General features: G+C 72.6%; 15 protein-coding genes and 2 riboswitches. Of the genes, 7 read left to right on the forward strand and 8 right to left on the reverse strand.

What is annotated here, in order from left to right; translation table 11 throughout:
* Nucleotides 1-141 precede the first annotated feature (141 nt).
* The gene (locus AB0G16_RS00765; protein ID WP_362796997.1) at nucleotides 142-810 is read left to right on the forward strand and encodes a DUF6286 domain-containing protein; all 669 of its coding nucleotides are present in this window, start codon (nucleotides 142-144) and stop codon (nucleotides 808-810) included.
* Between the two features lie 224 nt (nucleotides 811-1034).
* Here the strand turns inward: AB0G16_RS00765 and AB0G16_RS00770 are convergent, their stop codons facing one another.
* The 8 genes from AB0G16_RS00770 to AB0G16_RS00805 all read right to left on the reverse strand — a co-directional run bounded on the left by AB0G16_RS00770 (nucleotide 1035) and on the right by AB0G16_RS00805 (nucleotide 10756).
* On the reverse strand, nucleotides 1035-3119 hold the full coding sequence (locus tag AB0G16_RS00770; protein ID WP_362796998.1) for a hypothetical protein: 2085 nt from the start codon (nucleotides 3117-3119) through the stop codon (nucleotides 1035-1037).
* 103 nt (nucleotides 3120-3222) lie between these two features.
* Complete coding sequence (locus tag AB0G16_RS00775; RefSeq protein WP_362796999.1) at nucleotides 3223-4599, reverse strand: L-serine ammonia-lyase; 1377 nt, start codon at nucleotides 4597-4599, stop codon at nucleotides 3223-3225.
* A 73-nt stretch (nucleotides 4600-4672) separates the two neighbouring features.
* Complete coding sequence (gcvH, locus tag AB0G16_RS00780; RefSeq protein ID WP_362797000.1) at nucleotides 4673-5065, reverse strand: glycine cleavage system protein GcvH; 393 nt, start codon at nucleotides 5063-5065, stop codon at nucleotides 4673-4675.
* On the reverse strand, nucleotides 5062-6153 hold the full coding sequence (gcvT, locus tag AB0G16_RS00785) for a glycine cleavage system aminomethyltransferase GcvT (protein ID WP_362797001.1): 1092 nt from the start codon (nucleotides 6151-6153) through the stop codon (nucleotides 5062-5064). Before gcvT ends, gcvH begins: the two co-directional genes overlap by 4 nt.
* A 33-nt stretch (nucleotides 6154-6186) precedes the next feature.
* A riboswitch (glycine riboswitch) is annotated at nucleotides 6187-6281 on the reverse strand.
* Nucleotides 6282-6380: riboswitch (glycine riboswitch) on the reverse strand.
* A 138-nt stretch (nucleotides 6381-6518) separates the two neighbouring features.
* Nucleotides 6519-7214 (reverse strand): gamma-glutamyl-gamma-aminobutyrate hydrolase family protein, encoded by a 696-nt coding sequence (locus tag AB0G16_RS00790; RefSeq protein WP_362797002.1) that lies wholly within the window; start codon nucleotides 7212-7214, stop codon nucleotides 6519-6521.
* Nucleotides 7215-7279: 65 nt separating this feature from the next.
* Complete coding sequence (locus tag AB0G16_RS00795) at nucleotides 7280-8044, reverse strand: 3-oxoacyl-ACP reductase (protein WP_362797003.1); 765 nt, start codon at nucleotides 8042-8044, stop codon at nucleotides 7280-7282.
* Nucleotides 8045-8048: 4 nt separating this feature from the next.
* Nucleotides 8049-9398, reverse strand: a complete 1350-nt coding sequence (locus tag AB0G16_RS00800) for an aldehyde dehydrogenase family protein (RefSeq protein ID WP_362797004.1) — start codon at nucleotides 9396-9398, stop codon at nucleotides 8049-8051.
* 2 nt (nucleotides 9399-9400) lie between these two features.
* Nucleotides 9401-10756: a glutamine synthetase family protein gene (locus AB0G16_RS00805; RefSeq protein WP_362797005.1), complete on the reverse strand. Its 1356-nt coding sequence runs from the start codon at nucleotides 10754-10756 to the stop codon at nucleotides 9401-9403.
* 87 nt (nucleotides 10757-10843) lie between these two features.
* Here AB0G16_RS00805 and AB0G16_RS00810 point away from each other — a divergent pair, with 87 nt between their 5' ends.
* The 6 genes from AB0G16_RS00810 to AB0G16_RS00835 all read left to right on the forward strand — a co-directional run bounded on the left by AB0G16_RS00810 (nucleotide 10844) and on the right by AB0G16_RS00835 (nucleotide 14500).
* On the forward strand, nucleotides 10844-11566 hold the full coding sequence (locus tag AB0G16_RS00810) for an FCD domain-containing protein (protein WP_362797006.1): 723 nt from the start codon (nucleotides 10844-10846) through the stop codon (nucleotides 11564-11566).
* 60 nt (nucleotides 11567-11626) lie between these two features.
* Nucleotides 11627-12379 carry a hypothetical protein gene (locus tag AB0G16_RS00815; RefSeq protein ID WP_362797007.1) on the forward strand — a complete coding sequence of 251 codons (753 nt, stop codon included), beginning with the start codon at nucleotides 11627-11629 and terminating at the stop codon, nucleotides 12377-12379.
* Nucleotides 12380-12566: 187 nt separating this feature from the next.
* On the forward strand, nucleotides 12567-12911 hold the full coding sequence (locus tag AB0G16_RS00820) for a hypothetical protein (RefSeq protein WP_362797008.1): 345 nt from the start codon (nucleotides 12567-12569) through the stop codon (nucleotides 12909-12911).
* Complete coding sequence (locus AB0G16_RS00825) at nucleotides 12908-13594, forward strand: nucleotidyl transferase AbiEii/AbiGii toxin family protein (RefSeq protein WP_362797009.1); 687 nt, start codon at nucleotides 12908-12910, stop codon at nucleotides 13592-13594. The genes AB0G16_RS00820 and AB0G16_RS00825 overlap by 4 nt, the downstream gene beginning before the upstream one ends.
* Nucleotides 13595-13820: 226 nt before the next feature.
* Nucleotides 13821-14018, forward strand: coding sequence for a hypothetical protein (locus AB0G16_RS00830; protein WP_362797010.1), 198 nt, complete (start codon nucleotides 13821-13823; stop codon nucleotides 14016-14018).
* A gap of 233 nt (nucleotides 14019-14251) precedes the next feature.
* Complete coding sequence (locus AB0G16_RS00835; protein WP_362797011.1) at nucleotides 14252-14500, forward strand: acyl carrier protein; 249 nt, start codon at nucleotides 14252-14254, stop codon at nucleotides 14498-14500.
* Nucleotides 14501-14536 lie beyond the last annotated feature (36 nt).

Below are 14536 nucleotides of genomic sequence, written 5' to 3' on the forward strand. Positions count from 1 at the left end.
GATAACCCGGCCGCAACGAATATGAGTAATGTTCACATTACTGCCGGGGTGATCAATTCTCCCGCCGGGGAGGGCACAGGATCGGGCAAGTGGGCGGGTGATCCCCCGCCCGGGACCTATGGGGCGCGTACATGTGAACGAATGACGACTACTCTCCAGGACATCCTGGCGGGCTCGGGAAGCGGTGGCGGCTCGGGGGGCGGCGGCTCGGGGAGCGGCTCGGCGGGCAAGGCCGCGGGCGAGCAGTTCCAGGAGGTACGCCGCAGGTCGCTGCGGCTGCTGCGGCCGGGCAGGACCCCGGCGGGCGTCCCGGCGGCCCTGGTGGTGGCCGCCCTCCTGTCGCTGTCGGCCTCGACGACGGTCGGCCTGCTGATGGGGTCGCCGGTCGCGCGCGAACCCTACCGCCTGCTCGTCGAGGGGGTGGGCGCGTGGAGATGGTCCGATCCCGCCGTCTTCGCCGTCGCGGCGCTCGCCATGGTGGCGGGAGCGACGATGCTCGCCCTCGCCGTCGTGCCGGGACGCCCGCGGCTGGTCCCGCTGGAACCGGGCGACCCGCACCTGGTGATCGGCATCACGCGGTCCGGGCTCCGCCGCACGCTGCGGGAGGCCGCCGAGTCGGTGGAGGAGGTGAACCAGGCGCGGGTCCGCCTCGCCTCACGGGTCGTCGAGGTCACGGTCTTCACCGACGCCGAGCGGACCGGGCCGGTCCTGCGCCGGGTGGGCGCCGCGGTGGGCGACCGCCTGGCGGGCCTGGGCTCGATGTACGGCGGCGACGTCACGGTGCGGCTGTGCAGGCGGAGCAGCCGATGAGGCCGTACACGGGAAACCGGATCGGGCTGGCCGTCACCGGCGCGGTGCTCGGCTGCGCCGGGCTGTACGCCTTCCTGCGGGGACGCGGCGACCTGCCCGGCCACCGCCCGGACGCCCGGCTCGTGCGCCACGGCCTCCCCGGATGGCTGGCCGGGCACCCCTGGCAGGGATGGCTCGTCGCGGTGACGCTGACGGTGCTGTCGGTCCTGGCGGTGCGGTGGCTGCTACACGCCCTGGGGTGGGGACGGTGCGGCAGGCGGGCCGGGACGGGGACGGCCGTGCTCGGTGTTGCCCTTAAAGAAGTCGAAGGGCTCACCCGGGTCGGGGTCAGGCATGTACGGGACGAGCGGCTGCGCGTCACCGTGTGCTGCGCCCCGGGGACCGATGTCGGCAAGCTGGTGGCGCGACTCAACCGGGACGCGGTGGGGAAGGTCCGACGGGCGCTCGGGGAGGTAGAACTCGGCGTGCTGGTCCGGCTGCACGTCCGGCGTCACTGACCCGCCGTAGGCCGTCCCGTAGGAGTCGCGGTGGGCCTGCCTGCCGAAGAGCGGCACCCCGGCCGCCCCGCCGTACGCCCCCGGCGGGCGCTCCGCGACCCCGCCCGCGTCCCCGCCGGCCCTGCCCTCGCCGTACGCCCGCTCGTGGACGGGGCTCGCGTACACCGGCCGCCCGGACGCCCACCGGTGCTCCTCCGCCTCGCCGTACGGCGCCCGGTCGCCGGTTCCCGGATCCGTGCCGGGACCGCCTTCCGGGCCGTCCCCGGGAGGCGCCCCGGGACCGTCGTGCGGACCGTCCGGCCCGGGACCCGGCTCGCCGGGGGCGTGCTCCTCGCGCCGCTCCTCGCGCCGCCGGGAACCGAAGGCGAGTCCGGCGGCCAGGCAGAGCAGCGGCAGGGCGGGCACGACGTAGCGGTGGTCGAAGGCCGCGATGAACGGCGGCAGCACCAGCAGCACGGCCCCGGCCGCCCACGGCAGCAGCACCACGCCGCCGAGGCGCCGCAGCCGCCTCAGCACGCCGACCAGCCCGACCAGGCAGATCACCGCGAGGTAGGGCCCCCGGACGTAGCCGTACTCCTGGTAGCCGCGCAGCAGCCCCGCGTACGGCTCGACCAGCACGGGCGCCCCCGAGACGCCCTGGTAGGCGACGGTGAGCTCCTCGGCGGTCCTGCCCGCCGAGGCGGTCCCGGTGGGGAAGGGCCGGGCGGTGTCGGGGAAGACGTAGGCGCTCTGCGGCCCGGGGGCCGGGTAGACGCGCCGCGTCCAGTCGAAGACGTGCGCCACGTCCGCCAGGCCGGTCCGCAGGAAGTCCAGCGGCTGGGCCGTGATGGCCCGGGTGGCGAAGGCCCCGGCGAGGGCGTCGCGCTCGGCCCAGCTCCCCTTGACCTTGTTCAGCGGCGAGTCGCCGTCCCAGATGTAGAGCGGCGGCGCCTTGCGCGCCTCCCGCGGCTCGGCCGGGCACAGGGCCGCCTCCGGGCCGGGCGGCCGGATGACGGCGCAGTCGGCGAAGGTCATCGTCCGCGCCCACAGGAACGCGTTCCCCCGGGTCAGCCCGTAGGTGCCGTGCTCGGACGCGAACCAGGCCACGTACCCGCCCAGGCCGACCACGGCGGTCAGCGTGGCCGCGACGACCGCCCGCCACCCGGCGCGGCGGAGCAGCAGGCAGACCACCACGACGGCGATCAGCGGCAGCCCGACGGTCCGGGTGACGGTCGCCGCCGCCAGCAGCGCGCCGGCCAGCGCCGCGACCCACGTCGCGGGGCGCCGCCGCCACAGCAGCGTCGTGACCGCCACCACCACCAGGAACTGGAAGAGCAGGTCGGCCATGACGAGGTGCTCGAGCTGGACCTGGTGGACGTCCAGCAGCGCCGGCAGCGCGGCCAGCGTCGCGCCCCACCCCGGGAGCCCGCCCAGCCTGCGCAGCAGCAGGTAGACGCAGACGGCCACGGCCAGCCCCAGGAGGTGCTGGACGACGACCACGGCCTGGACGCTGGAGAGCGGCTTGAGGACCCACAGGAACAGCGCGTACCCCGCCGGACGGGACTCCAGGGGGCGCGGGGCGAGCCCGGCGTTCAGGTAGACGAAGGAGTCGGCCCAGAACCACAGGGCCGGGCGGTAGCCGAGCACGGCCAGCGCGCGCACCCCGCCCCCGGCCAGCAGGGCGAGCGCGAAGACCCAGTGCGAGGCCAGGAGACGCAGCACCCGCCGGCCCCGCGAGGGGGTGGCCGGACCGGAACGGCGGGAGGGTCTCACCGCGTGCGTTCCCGTCACCACCACGACCTCCATCGTCCCGCGGATGAGGTCACCCAGCATAGGCGCGGCACCGCGGGCTCCCCCATGGGATGCGAGATTTGGTGTCGATCGGGACATAAGGAGCGGACGGGACCGCGTCGCGGCGGCCCCGCTCAGCCCTCGTTCAGCATTCGATGACGTTCACCGCGAGCCCGCCGCGGCTGGTCTCCTTGTACTTGTCGAGCATGTCGCGGCCGGTGTCGCGCATCGTCTTGATGGCCTTGTCCAGCGAGACGAAGTGGCGGCCGTCGCCGCGCAGCGCCATCCGGGCCGCGGCGATCGCCTTGATCGAGGCCAGCGCGTTGCGCTCGATGCACGGGATCTGCACCAGCCCGCCGATCGGGTCGCAGGTCAGCCCCAGGTTGTGCTCGATGCCGATCTCGGCGGCGTTCTCCACCTGCTCGGGGGTGCCGCCCATCACCTCGGTGAGCCCGGCGGCGGCCATCGAGCAGGCCGAGCCGACCTCGCCCTGGCAGCCGACCTCGGCGCCGGAGATCGAGGCGTTCTCCTTGAACAGCACGCCGATCGCCCCCGCGGTCAGCAGGAAGCGGATCACGCCCTCGTCGTCGGCGTCGGGCGTGAAGCGGTCGTAGTAGGTGAGGACCGCCGGGATGATGCCGGCCGCCCCGTTGGTGGGGGCGGTGACGATCCGGCCGCCCGCGGCGTTCTCCTCGTTGACGGCCAGCGCGAACAGCGAGACCCAGTCCATGGTCTGCAGCGAGTCCTTCTCCTGCGTCTCGCTCCGCAGCTGCCGGTGGAGCTGGTGGGCGCGGCGGCGCACCTTCAGGCCGCCTGGCAGCACGCCCTCCTTGCCGACGCCCCGGTTCACGCACTCGGTCATGACCCGCCACAGCCCGAGCAGCCGCTCGCGGATCTCGGCCTCGGTGCGGCCGAAGGCCTGCTCGTTCTCCAGCATCAGCCCGGAGATCGACAGCCCGGTCTCGGCGCACTGGGCGAGCAGCTCGGCGGCCGTGCCGAACGGGTACGGCACGACCGTGTCGTCGGCCTTGATCCGGTCGGCGCCGGTGGCGTTCTCGTCCACCACGAAGCCGCCGCCCACCGAATAGTAGACCCGCTCGCGGAGCGTCTCGCCGGACTCCGACAGGGCGGTGAAGCGCATGCCGTTCGGATGGCCGGGCAGCGAGATCTTGCGTTCGAAGACGAGGTCCTCGCCGATGACGAAGGGGATCTCGCGGGAGCCGTGGAGCGGGACGGTGCCGGACTCGCGCATGGCGGCCAGCCGCTCGTCGACCGTGTCGACGTCGACCAGCTCGGGTTTCTCGCCGGCCAGGCCGAGCAGCACGGCCTTGTCGCTGCCGTGTCCCTTGCCGGTCAGCCCGAGCGAGCCGTACAGGACGGCGCTCACCCGGGCGGTCTTCTCCAGGAGCCCGTCGCGGTGCAGGCCGCGGGCGAACCTGTGGGCCGCGGCCATCGGGCCGCCCGTGTGCGAGCTGGACGGGCCGATCCCGACCTTGAAGAGATCGAAGACGCTGATCGTCATCTGAGTCCTTCCAGCGGGGGCGGCCACGCGCGCCCGGGGACGCGCGTGGCCCGGGTACCGGTGAGCCGGAGGCTCAGGACTCACCCGAGGTGAGCGCGGCGTACTCCTCCGGCGACAGCAGGTCGTCGGCGGAGCCCTCCAGGCGGATGCGGAACAGCCATCCCTCCCCGTAGGAGTCACCGTTGACCAGCGAGGGGTCGTCCACGACGGCCTGGTTGACCTCCACGATCTCACCGCCGACCGGGGCGAAGATGTCGCTCACCGACTTGGTCGACTCCACCTCGCCGACGGTGTCGCCGGCGGTGACCGTGCTGCCGACCTCGGGGAGGATCTGCACGTAGACCACGTCCCCCAGCGCCTCGGCGGCGTAGGCGGTGATCCCCACGGTGAGGGTCAGGCCGTCATCCACTCCGGAGACCCACTCGTGTTCCTTGGTGTAGTGCAGGTCCTCGGGAATGCTGCTCATTGTGTCCTCCTGTAGAAAGGCAGTGCGACGACCTCGACCGGTTCGCGGCTGCCCCGGATGTCGACGGCCAGTCCCGACGCCAGGCCGTTGTCCACGTAGGCCATGGCGATCGGCCTGCCCAGCGACTGCGAGGGCGCTCCGCTGGTGACCTCCCCGACGACCGCGCCGTCGGCGGCGACCACCACCGGATACCCGCGCCGGGGCACCCGGCGGCCGTTCGAGACCAGGCCGACCAGGCGGCGGCCCGGCGGGACGTCCCTGAGGGGTTCGAGGGCGGCCCGGCCGACGAAGTCGCCCGGCTTGTCAAACCTCACCACACGGCCCAGCCCGGCGTCGAACGGGGTCAGCCCCGCCGAGAGCTCGTTGCCGTAGAGCGGCATGCCCGCCTCCAGCCGGAGGGTGTCGCGCGCGGACAGGCCGGCGGGGATGAGCCCGTGCGGCGCGCCCGCCTCGCTGAGGGCGCACCAGAGCGCCTCGGCGTCCTCGGACGCGACGAACAGCTCGAACCCATCCTCGCCGGTGTATCCGGTACGGGCGACGAGGGCCTCGTGGCCCGCGACGACGGCCGGCAGGCCCGCGTAGTACTTGAGCCCGTCGAGGTCGGCGTCGGTGAGGCCGGCCAGGATCTCCGCCGAGCGCGGGCCCTGGACCGCGATCAGCGCGTAGCGCTCGGAGCGGTCCTCGGCCGTCGCGTCGAAGCCCTTGGCGCGGTCGATCAGTTCGGCGGCGACGCGCGGGGAGTTGGAGGCGTTGGCGACGACCATGAACTCGGTGGGGGCCAGCCGGTAGACGATCAGGTCGTCCAGCACACCGCCCTCGGTGTCGACGATCATCGTGTAGCGGGCGCGGCCGGGCTCCAGCGCGGACAGGTGACCGACCAGCGCGTGGTCGAGCGCCTCGGCGGCCTGCGGCCCGGTCACGAAGATCTCACCCATGTGGGAGAGGTCGAACAGGCCGGCCGCCCGGCGGACCGCGTTGTGCTCGGCGGACTCGCTGCCGTAGCGGAGCGGCATCAGCCAGCCCGCGAAGTCGGTCAGCGTCGCGCCGAGAGCCTCGTGCACGCCGCGCAACGGCGTAGATCGGGACATGTGCACACCTCAGGCAGGGGACAGATGAGATCATCCTCCCCCTCTGTCATGGGTGCCTGAGAGTTTCACCCGGGTTTTACCGGACTTTCACCTTCGGCGAGGCCGCGGGGCCTGCTTTCCAGAGAGCACCTACCCGCACGGTCCTTTGCCTTGAGAGGTTCGCGGGGAGGGCTTGCTCCTTCAGGGGTCCTGGTCTGGATGTCAGGACGCTCTCCCGCACGGGATTCATCGGTGTCACCGCCACCCTAACCGCCCGCACCGGCGAAGCGGAATCCCCCGTCGCGCCGGGCCCGGTGCCCTCCCCGGTCCGAGGCGCCGGACCGGGCCGGTCAGGGGGCCGTGGGCCGGTCCGGCGAAAGGACCGGTCAGGGGGCGGCGTGCCGGACCAGGGCCTCGAACAGGGCCGACTCGTCGTCGGCCTCGGGGTGCCACTGGACGGCGACGGCGAAGGGGTGGTCGTCCAGCTCCACGGCCTCGATCGTGCCGTCCTCGGCGTGGGCGGTCACGGTCAGGCCCTCGCCCGGCCGGTCCAGGGCCTGGTGGTGGTAGTGGGCCACGTCCACGGTCCCGGCCCCGAAGATCTTCGAGGTCCGGCCGCCGGGGGCCAGGCGCACGGGCATCCTGCCGTGACTCCCCGGGGCCGGGGCGTGCCCGGAGTGGCCGACCACGTCGGGCAGGTGCTGGTGCAGGGTGCCGCCCAGGGCGACGTTCAGGATCTGCATGCCCCGGCAGACGCCGAGGAAGGGCAGGTCCCGTTCCAGCGCCGCGCGGACCAGTCCCAGCTCGGCCTCGTCGCGGAACGGCCGGACGTAGCCGGTCCTCGCGTGCGGCTCCTGCCCGTACCGCTCCGGGCCGACGTCCCCGCCACCGGCCAGGATCAGCCCGTCCAGGCGCTCGACCAGCGGCGCGGGGTCGCCGGCCGGGGGCAGGATCACCGGCTGCCCGCCCGCGCGGGCCACGTGGTCGACGTAGTCGTAGGGCAGCAGCGCCGCCGTCGCCTCCCACACGGTGAACCGGGCGGGCTCGACGTAACAGGTGATGCCGATGACGGGACGGGACATGATCTCTCGCCTTGCCTTGCTCTCACGGGGCCGGGCCCGGTGGCTCCGGGCCGGCCGGGACTCCCCTACAGCGGGGTGACGTACGCGCCGGAGATGCCGCCGTCCACCAGGAACTCCGAGCCGGTGATGAAGCTGGCGTCGTCCGAGGCGAGGAACGCCACCGCGGCGGCGATCTCCGACGCCTCGGCGAAACGCCCCAGCGGGACGTGCACCAGGCGGCGCTGGGCCCGCTCGGGGTCCTTGGCGAACAGCTCCCGCAGCAGCGGCGTGTTCACCGGCCCCGGGCAGAGCGCGTTGACCCGGATGCCCTCGCGGGCGAACTGCACGCCCAGCTCGCGCGACATGGCCAGCACCCCGCCCTTGGAGGCGGTGTAGGAGATCTGGCTGGTCGCCGAGCCCATCACGGCCACGAACGAGGCGGTGTTGACGATCGAGCCCTTGCCCTGGCGCCGCATGTACGGGATGGCGTGCTTGCAGCACAGGTAGACCGAGGTGAGGTTGACCTCCTGGACCCAGCGCCAGGCGTCGATGCCGGTCTCCAGGATCGAGTCGTCCTCCGGCGGCGAGATGCCCGCGTTGTTGAACGCGACGTCCACGCTGCCGTAGGTGTCGAACGCCGTCCGGAACGCCCGGTCCACGTCGTCCTCGACGGTCACGTCGGCCCTGACGAACAGCCCGCCGACCTCGGACGCGGCGGCCCGGCCGGTCTCCTCGTCCAGGTCCACGCAGACGACGCGGGCGCCCTCCTCGGCGAACCGGCGCGCGGTGGCCAGGCCGATCCCGCTCCCGGCGCCGGTGATCACGGTCACCCGGTCCTGCAGACGCTGCATCGTTCTACTCCTCCTCGGAGATGAAGACGTTCTTGGTCTCGGTGAACGCCGCCAGCGCGTCCGGCCCCAGCTCACGGCCGAGCCCTGACTGCTTGAAGCCGCCGAACGGCGTCCAGTAGCGGACGCTGGAATGCGAGTTGACGCTGAGGTTGCCGGCCTCGACGGCCCTGGCCGTCCGCAGCGCCCGGCCGACGTCACGGGTCCAGATGGACCCGCTCAGCCCGTAGGGGGTGTCGTTGGCGATGCGTACCGCGTCGGCCTCGTCGTCGAACGGCACCACCGACACCACCGGCCCGAAGATCTCCTCGGTGAACGCCCGGTCGTCGGTCGAGCGCGGCGTCAGGACGGTCGCCGGGTACCAGAACCCCGGCCCCTCGGGGCAGGAACCCCGCAGGTGGGGTGGCTCGGTGACGTAGGAGGCGACCCGCTCGCGGTGCTCGGCGCTGATCAGCGGGCCCATCTCGGTGTCCTCGTCGCGCGGGTCGCCCACGCGGACGCCCAGCACCGCCTCGCCGAACCGGGCCAGGAACTCCTCGTACGCGCCCCGCTCGACCAGGATCCGGGAGCGCGCGCAGCAGTCCTGGCCCGCGTTGTCGAACACCGCGTACGGCGCGGTCGCCGCGGCCTTCTCCAGGTCGGCGTCGGCGAAGACCACGTTGGCGCTCTTGCCGCCCAGCTCCAGCGTGAGCCGCTTGACCTGTCCGGCGCAGACGGCGGCGATCTCCTTGCCGACCTCGGTCGACCCGGTGAAGACGATCTTCGACACGCCGGGGTGCTCGACGAGCCGGGCGCCCGCGACCTCCCCCTCGCCGGGCAGGACCTGCAGCACCCCTTCTGGCAGGCCCGCGGCCAGCGCCAGCTCGGCCACCCGCAGCGCGGTCAGCGGCGTCCACTCGGCGGGCTTGACGATCACGGTGTTGCCCGCCGCCAGCGCCGGGGCCACCCCCCAGGTCATGACGACCATCGGGAAGTTCCACGGCACGATCACGCCGACCACGCCCAGCGGCTCCCTGAACGTGACGTCGATCCCGCCGGGCACCGGGATCTGCAGGCCGTGATCGCGTTCCGGCGCCCCGGCGTAGAAGTCGAGGACGTCGGCGACGTTGCCCGCCTCCCAGCGGGCGTTGCCGATGGTGTGCCCGGAGTTGGCGACCTCCAGCAGCGCCAGCTCCTCGGCGTGCTCGCGCACCAGGGCGGCGAAGCGGCGCAGCAGGCGGGCCCGGTCGGAGGGGGAGACCCTCCGCCAGGCCGCGTAGGCGCGCCCGGCGCGTTCCACCGCCCTGTCGACCTCCGCGGCGTCCACGGGCTCGATGTCGGCGAGCACCTCTTCCGTCGCCGGATTGATGATCTTCACGTTCACATCCGTTCGAATCCCCGGAACAGCTCCCAGTCGGTCACGGCGGCGTCGAAGGCGGCCAGCTCGACCCGGGCGTTGTTCGCGTAGTGGGCCACCACGTCCTCACCGAAGGCGTCCCGGGCGAAGGAGGAGCCCTCCCAGAGCTCCAGCGCGTCCCGCAGCGTGTGCGGGACCGTTTCCGCCCCCGACGAGTAGGCGTTCCCCGCGAACGCCTCCTCAAGCGGCAGCTCGTTCTCGACGCCGTGCAGCCCGGCCGCGATCAGCGCCGAGACGGCCAGGTAGGGGTTGACGTCGCCGCCGGGCACCCGGTTCTCGATCCGCAGCGACGGGCCGTGGCCGACCAGGCGCAGTGCGCAGGTCCTGTTGTCCACCCCCCACCTGACCGCGGTGGGCGCGAAGCTGCCGGGGACGTAGCGCTTGTAGGAGTTGACGTTCGGCGCGTACAGCAGGGTCAGCTCGCGCATCAGGGCGAGCTGCCCGGCGATGAAGTGCTCGCCCACCGCCGACAGACCGTGCTGTCCGGCCCCCTCCCCGGACCCGGCCATGACCGGCTCCCCGGCCTCGTCCCGCAGCGAGATGTGGATGTGGCAGGAGTTGCCCTCGCGGTGGTTGGGCTTGGCCATGAAGGTGATCGACATGCCCTCCTGGGAGGCGATCTCCTTGGCCCCGTTCTTGTAGATCGAGTGGTCGTCGCAGGCGGCCAGGGCCTCGCCGAAGCGGAAGGCGATCTCGTGCTGGCCCAGGTTGCACTCGCCCTTGGCCGACTCGACGTACATCCCGGCGCCCTCCATGCCGAGCCTGATCCGGCGCAGCAGCGGCTCGACGCGGGCGGTGCCGAGGAGGGAGTAGTCGACGTTGTAGAGGTTGGCGGGGGTCAGGTCCCGGTAGCCGCGGCGCCAGGCGTCCTCGTAGGTGTCGGCGAAGACGACGAACTCCAGCTCGGTGCCGACGAACGCGCGCCAGCCGCGCCCGGCCAGCCGGTCGATCTGGCGGCGCAGGATCTGCCGGGGCGAGGCGGTGACGTCGGAGCCGTCCTCCCACAGCAGGTCGGCCATCACCAGGGCCGTGCCGTCCTGCCAGGGCACGCGGCGCAGGGTGGACGGGTCGGGCCTCATGGTGAAGTCCCCGTAGCCGCGCTCCCAGGAGGACATCGCGTAGCCGTCGACCGTGTTCATGTCCACGTCGACCGCCAGCAGGTAGTTGCAGCCCTCCGAGGCGTGCCCGAGCACCTCCTCCAGGAAGTAGCGGGCCGAGAGCCGCTTGCCCTGCAGGCGCCCCTGCATGTCGGCGACCGCCAGCAGCACGGTGTCGATCCGCCCCGCCCGCACCTCGTCGTGAAGCTCGTCGATGTCCACGCGCCCTCCTCGCCGGAGTCCTATTGGGCTAGTGTTAGACCATTGACGTGCAGCGAGGGGAGCCTTGTCAAGGGCCGGAGGTGAGATGTGGACGAGGTGTCGCGGCTGCTGACCGTGCTCCGGCCGGTGCGCGCGGGCAACGCGTTCGAGGAGACCGTGGAGCGGCTGCTCCAGGTCATCAAGCTGGGCCTGGTGACCGAGAAACTGCCGCCCGAGCGGGAGCTCGCCGCCCGGCTCGGCATCAGCAGGGTCACCCTGCGCGAGGCCATCCGGGCGTTGCAGGACGCCGGTTATCTCAGCGTACGCCGCGGCAGGTACGGCGGCGCGTTCCTCACCTACGCCCCGCCCCGCCCGCGCCAGGAGGACGAGCTGCGCCGGGCCGTCGTGGACATGGGCACCGACGACCTGGAGGACGCCCTGGCCTTCAGGATGGCGGTGGAGTGCGGCGCGGCCCAGGTGCTCGCCACCGTCGAACTGACCCGGGAGCGCCGCGACGCCCTGCGGGAGCGGCTGCACGCGGTCAACTCGGCCGGCCCCGGCGACTACCGCCGCCTCGACACGGCCTTCCACCTGTCCATCGCCGAGCTGACCGGCTCGGCGCTGCTCACCGCCTCCTGCGCCGACGCCCGCCTGCGGATCACCGACCTGCTCGACGCGATACCGATCCTGCAGCGCAACATCGAGCACGCCGCGGTGCAGCACGCGGCGATCGTGGCGGCGATCCTGGCCCGGGACCCCGAGGCCGCGCGCCGGGCCGTCGAGGAGCACCTGCGGGGCACCGGCGCCCTGTTGCGCGGCTTCCTCGCCTGACACCGCGAGGTTCTCGCGTAGCCTGACGATTCGGTGGGAGATTTGTTCCAAGAACGGATCATGGACACAGGGCGGCTGCCGCTGTTCTGTTTCTTCGTCGCGCTGATCGCCGCCTTCCTGTTCACCAGGGTCAACGTGCGCCTCATCCGCGCCAGGGTCGGCTGGTTCGGCAACGTCAACGTCGGCGAGATGCACATCCACCACGTGGTGTTCGGCGTGGTGCTGACCCTGCTGGGCGGGGTCTCCGGCCTCATCGTCTCCGGGGTCTCCGACGGCTGGTACGCGGTGACGGCGGCCGTCTTCGGCGTCGGGGCCGCCCTGATCCTCGACGAGTTCGCGCTCATCCTGCACCTGCGGGACGTCTACTGGGAGGAGGAGGGCCGCGCCTCGGTCGACGCCGTTTTCATCGCCGTCGCGATCACCGGCCTGCTCCTGCTTGGCCTGCGCCCCCTGGGCTGGGGGGACTCCGACGGCACCCCGCTGGGCGCCTGGCTGACCGCCGGTTTCATCGTGGTCAACCTCGGGCTCGCCGTGATCACGCTGCTCAAGGGCAAGCTCTGGACCGGTCTGGCGGGCCTGTTCCTGCCGGTCCTGCTGGTGCCGGGCGCCCTGCGGCTGGCCAGGCCGGGCTCGCCCTGGGCCCACTGGTTCCTCGCCCCGGGCGCCCGGCGGCCCCGGCCCCACAAGCTGGCCAGGGCCGAGCGCCGCGAGGAGCGCTGGCGCCGCCCGGTGATCCGCGCCAAGATCGCCTTCCAGGAGTTCCTCTCCGGCCGCCACGACCTGCCCTCCACGCGCCGCCGCTCCCGCCGCTGAACCCCCGCGCCGCCGGACCTCGCGCCGCGGTTCCCGCCGTTCCCGCCGTTCTCGCCACCGGATCCCACGCCGCCACCGGGCCGCACTCCACCGCCTCCGTGACCGAACCGGCCGTGTGACGCACGGCGCGTCGGCGGGCGGCGCGCTTGCCGGTACCCACGCGCCGGAGGCGGGCATACTGGAGGGCGTGAGTAGGCTTCCTTCCCGTTGGGACGGCGTGGAGCAGCGCGTCCCCGAATCGCTGACCGACCTGCGCGGCCCGGCGACCGGGAAGGTCGCCCTGCCCGGGCACCTGGGCTGGTCCGGGCTGACGGAGTACGACCTGGTGAACCCGCTGCTGCGGATGAGCCTGTACCGCACGGTCATCACCGGGGGCGGCCGCTCCGACGCCGAGTCCTACCTGAACGCCGACCTGTTGCTGGCCGACTGGCCGACCCTGCGCCGGGGCATCGGGCCGAGCTACCGGAGGGCCTGGGAAACCAAGATCACCGCGCTGGGGCGCGAGGCCCTGGCGCCGGGACGGCCGCGGTGATCCTGCCTCCCTTCCAGCAGCGGATGCTGGAGGCCGCCCTGCCGGCCTGCGCCCGGTTCGGCCTGGTCCTGGCGGGCGGCTACGCGATGAACGCCCACGGCTTCACCGAACGCCCGAGCAACGACCTCGACTTCGCCACCGCCGCCGAGACGCCGCTGCCCGAGGTCGCCGAGGGGATGGCCGACGCGTTCCGGCGGGCCGGGCTGGAGGTCACCCTCACCGAGGTCACGCCCAGGATGGGCCGCCTCGTGGTCAGCGACCCGGTGACCGAGCAGAGCTGCGAGTTCGACCTGCTCCGGGAGGCTTTCCAGCAACAGCCCGTGATCGTCGGCGACCTCTCCGTCGTCTCCCTGGACGACGCGGTCGGCCTGAAGATGCGGGCCCTGCACGAGCGCAGCCTCGCCCGGGACGTCATCGACATCGCCTCGGTCTCCCACCTGTACGGCTTCCGCGAGCTGGAACACCTGGCCCGCCTGCACAACGAGGAGTTCTCGCTCGCCGAGCTGGTGATGAGGCTGGAGTTCGTCGACCTGATCGCCGACGAGGACTTCGAGGCCTACGGGGTGGACGGGGAGCGGATCGCCGGGATCCGCCGGTTCGCCCGCGCCTGGGTGGAGGACATCGGCCTGCGCCGCGCCGAGGAGGGCGACGTGGAGTACGACGACGTTCCCGACCCCGACTGACGGGGGCACCGGACACGCGGTATCGGTGGCGATGCCGGACGCGCGGCACCGCGATGCGCGGCACCGGACACGCCGCACCGGCACCCGGGCCGGAAGTGGTGGCCACCGGGATTCCCGGTGAGAGGAGTGACCACCGGGACGCCGGTGAGAAGCGGGGACATCCGGGACGCATACTCGGTCTCGCGCCGGGCAGTCGAAGGTCCTCTCTGCCGAAGGAGTGCTGATCATGGGTCTCATGGAGAAGCTCAACCTGCGAGAAATGAAGGCCAAGGCCAAGCTGAAGCTGGGCAGCCGGACGGGCAACCGCCGGTTGGTGGCCGAGGCGAGGACCGAAGAGGCCGAGGCGAAGCTTCTGAAGACCCAGGACGAGATCCTGGACACCGTCGCGGAGATGCGCAAGGAGTACGGCGCCCGCCGCCGCTGACCCCCATCCACCGCACCGGATCACCGGTGTCCCGCCGACGGGCTCGCCTCGGAGCCGACTCCGCGTCGGCGGGACGCCGGTTTTCGGCTGTCCGGGCCCAATTACTCGTCACTTCATGAGCGGAAATCTCGCGAATTCCGCATGATCGTACATAGACAGAATATATGTCTGTTTGGCTATAGTCCGGAGGCATTGCAGGGGCGTAAGTGGACCGATCTCTTAAGGGTGGGCGAATGACCAGCCTCGATTCAGCCACGTCCGTCGTCCGTTCGGCGATCGCCGAGGTCCTGTGCGTGCCGAGCGACCAGGTGAAGCCCGGCGCCTCCATCGCCGACCACCAGATCGACAGCCTGGAATGGGTGGAGATCTCCGTCATCATCGAGGAGAAGCTGGGCGTCCAGCTCGACCCGGCCGACTTCGCCGGTGCGCGGACCGTGGCCGACATGGCGGGCGTCCTGCACGCCGCGCTGGCCTCGCGGTGACGGGCGCGGTGACGGGCGCGGTGACGGGCGCGGTGA

This window comes from Streptosporangium sp. NPDC023615 (assembly GCF_040640155.1).
Taxonomy (GTDB): domain Bacteria; phylum Actinomycetota; class Actinomycetes; order Streptosporangiales; family Streptosporangiaceae; genus Streptosporangium.

What these genes read in the sequence shown, in the direction of transcription:
- gcvH (WP_362797000.1), bottom strand. Translation starts at nt 5,065, where the DNA reads ATGAGCAGCATTCCCGAGGACCTGCACTACACCAAGGAACACGAGTGG.
- AB0G16_RS00765 (WP_362796997.1), top strand. Translation starts at nt 142, where the DNA reads ATGACGACTACTCTCCAGGACATCCTGGCGGGCTCGGGAAGCGGTGGC.
- gcvT (WP_362797001.1), bottom strand. Translation starts at nt 6,153, where the DNA reads ATGTCCCGATCTACGCCGTTGCGCGGCGTGCACGAGGCTCTCGGCGCG.
- AB0G16_RS00795 (WP_362797003.1), bottom strand. Translation starts at nt 8,044, where the DNA reads ATGCAGCGTCTGCAGGACCGGGTGACCGTGATCACCGGCGCCGGGAGC.
- AB0G16_RS00770 (WP_362796998.1), bottom strand. Translation starts at nt 3,119, where the DNA reads ATGCTGGGTGACCTCATCCGCGGGACGATGGAGGTCGTGGTGGTGACG.
- AB0G16_RS00835 (WP_362797011.1), top strand. Translation starts at nt 14,252, where the DNA reads ATGACCAGCCTCGATTCAGCCACGTCCGTCGTCCGTTCGGCGATCGCC.
- AB0G16_RS00775 (WP_362796999.1), bottom strand. Translation starts at nt 4,599, where the DNA reads ATGACGATCAGCGTCTTCGATCTCTTCAAGGTCGGGATCGGCCCGTCC.
- AB0G16_RS00815 (WP_362797007.1), top strand. Translation starts at nt 11,627, where the DNA reads ATGGACACAGGGCGGCTGCCGCTGTTCTGTTTCTTCGTCGCGCTGATC.
- AB0G16_RS00830 (WP_362797010.1), top strand. Translation starts at nt 13,821, where the DNA reads ATGGGTCTCATGGAGAAGCTCAACCTGCGAGAAATGAAGGCCAAGGCC.
- AB0G16_RS00790 (WP_362797002.1), bottom strand. Translation starts at nt 7,214, where the DNA reads ATGTCCCGTCCCGTCATCGGCATCACCTGTTACGTCGAGCCCGCCCGG.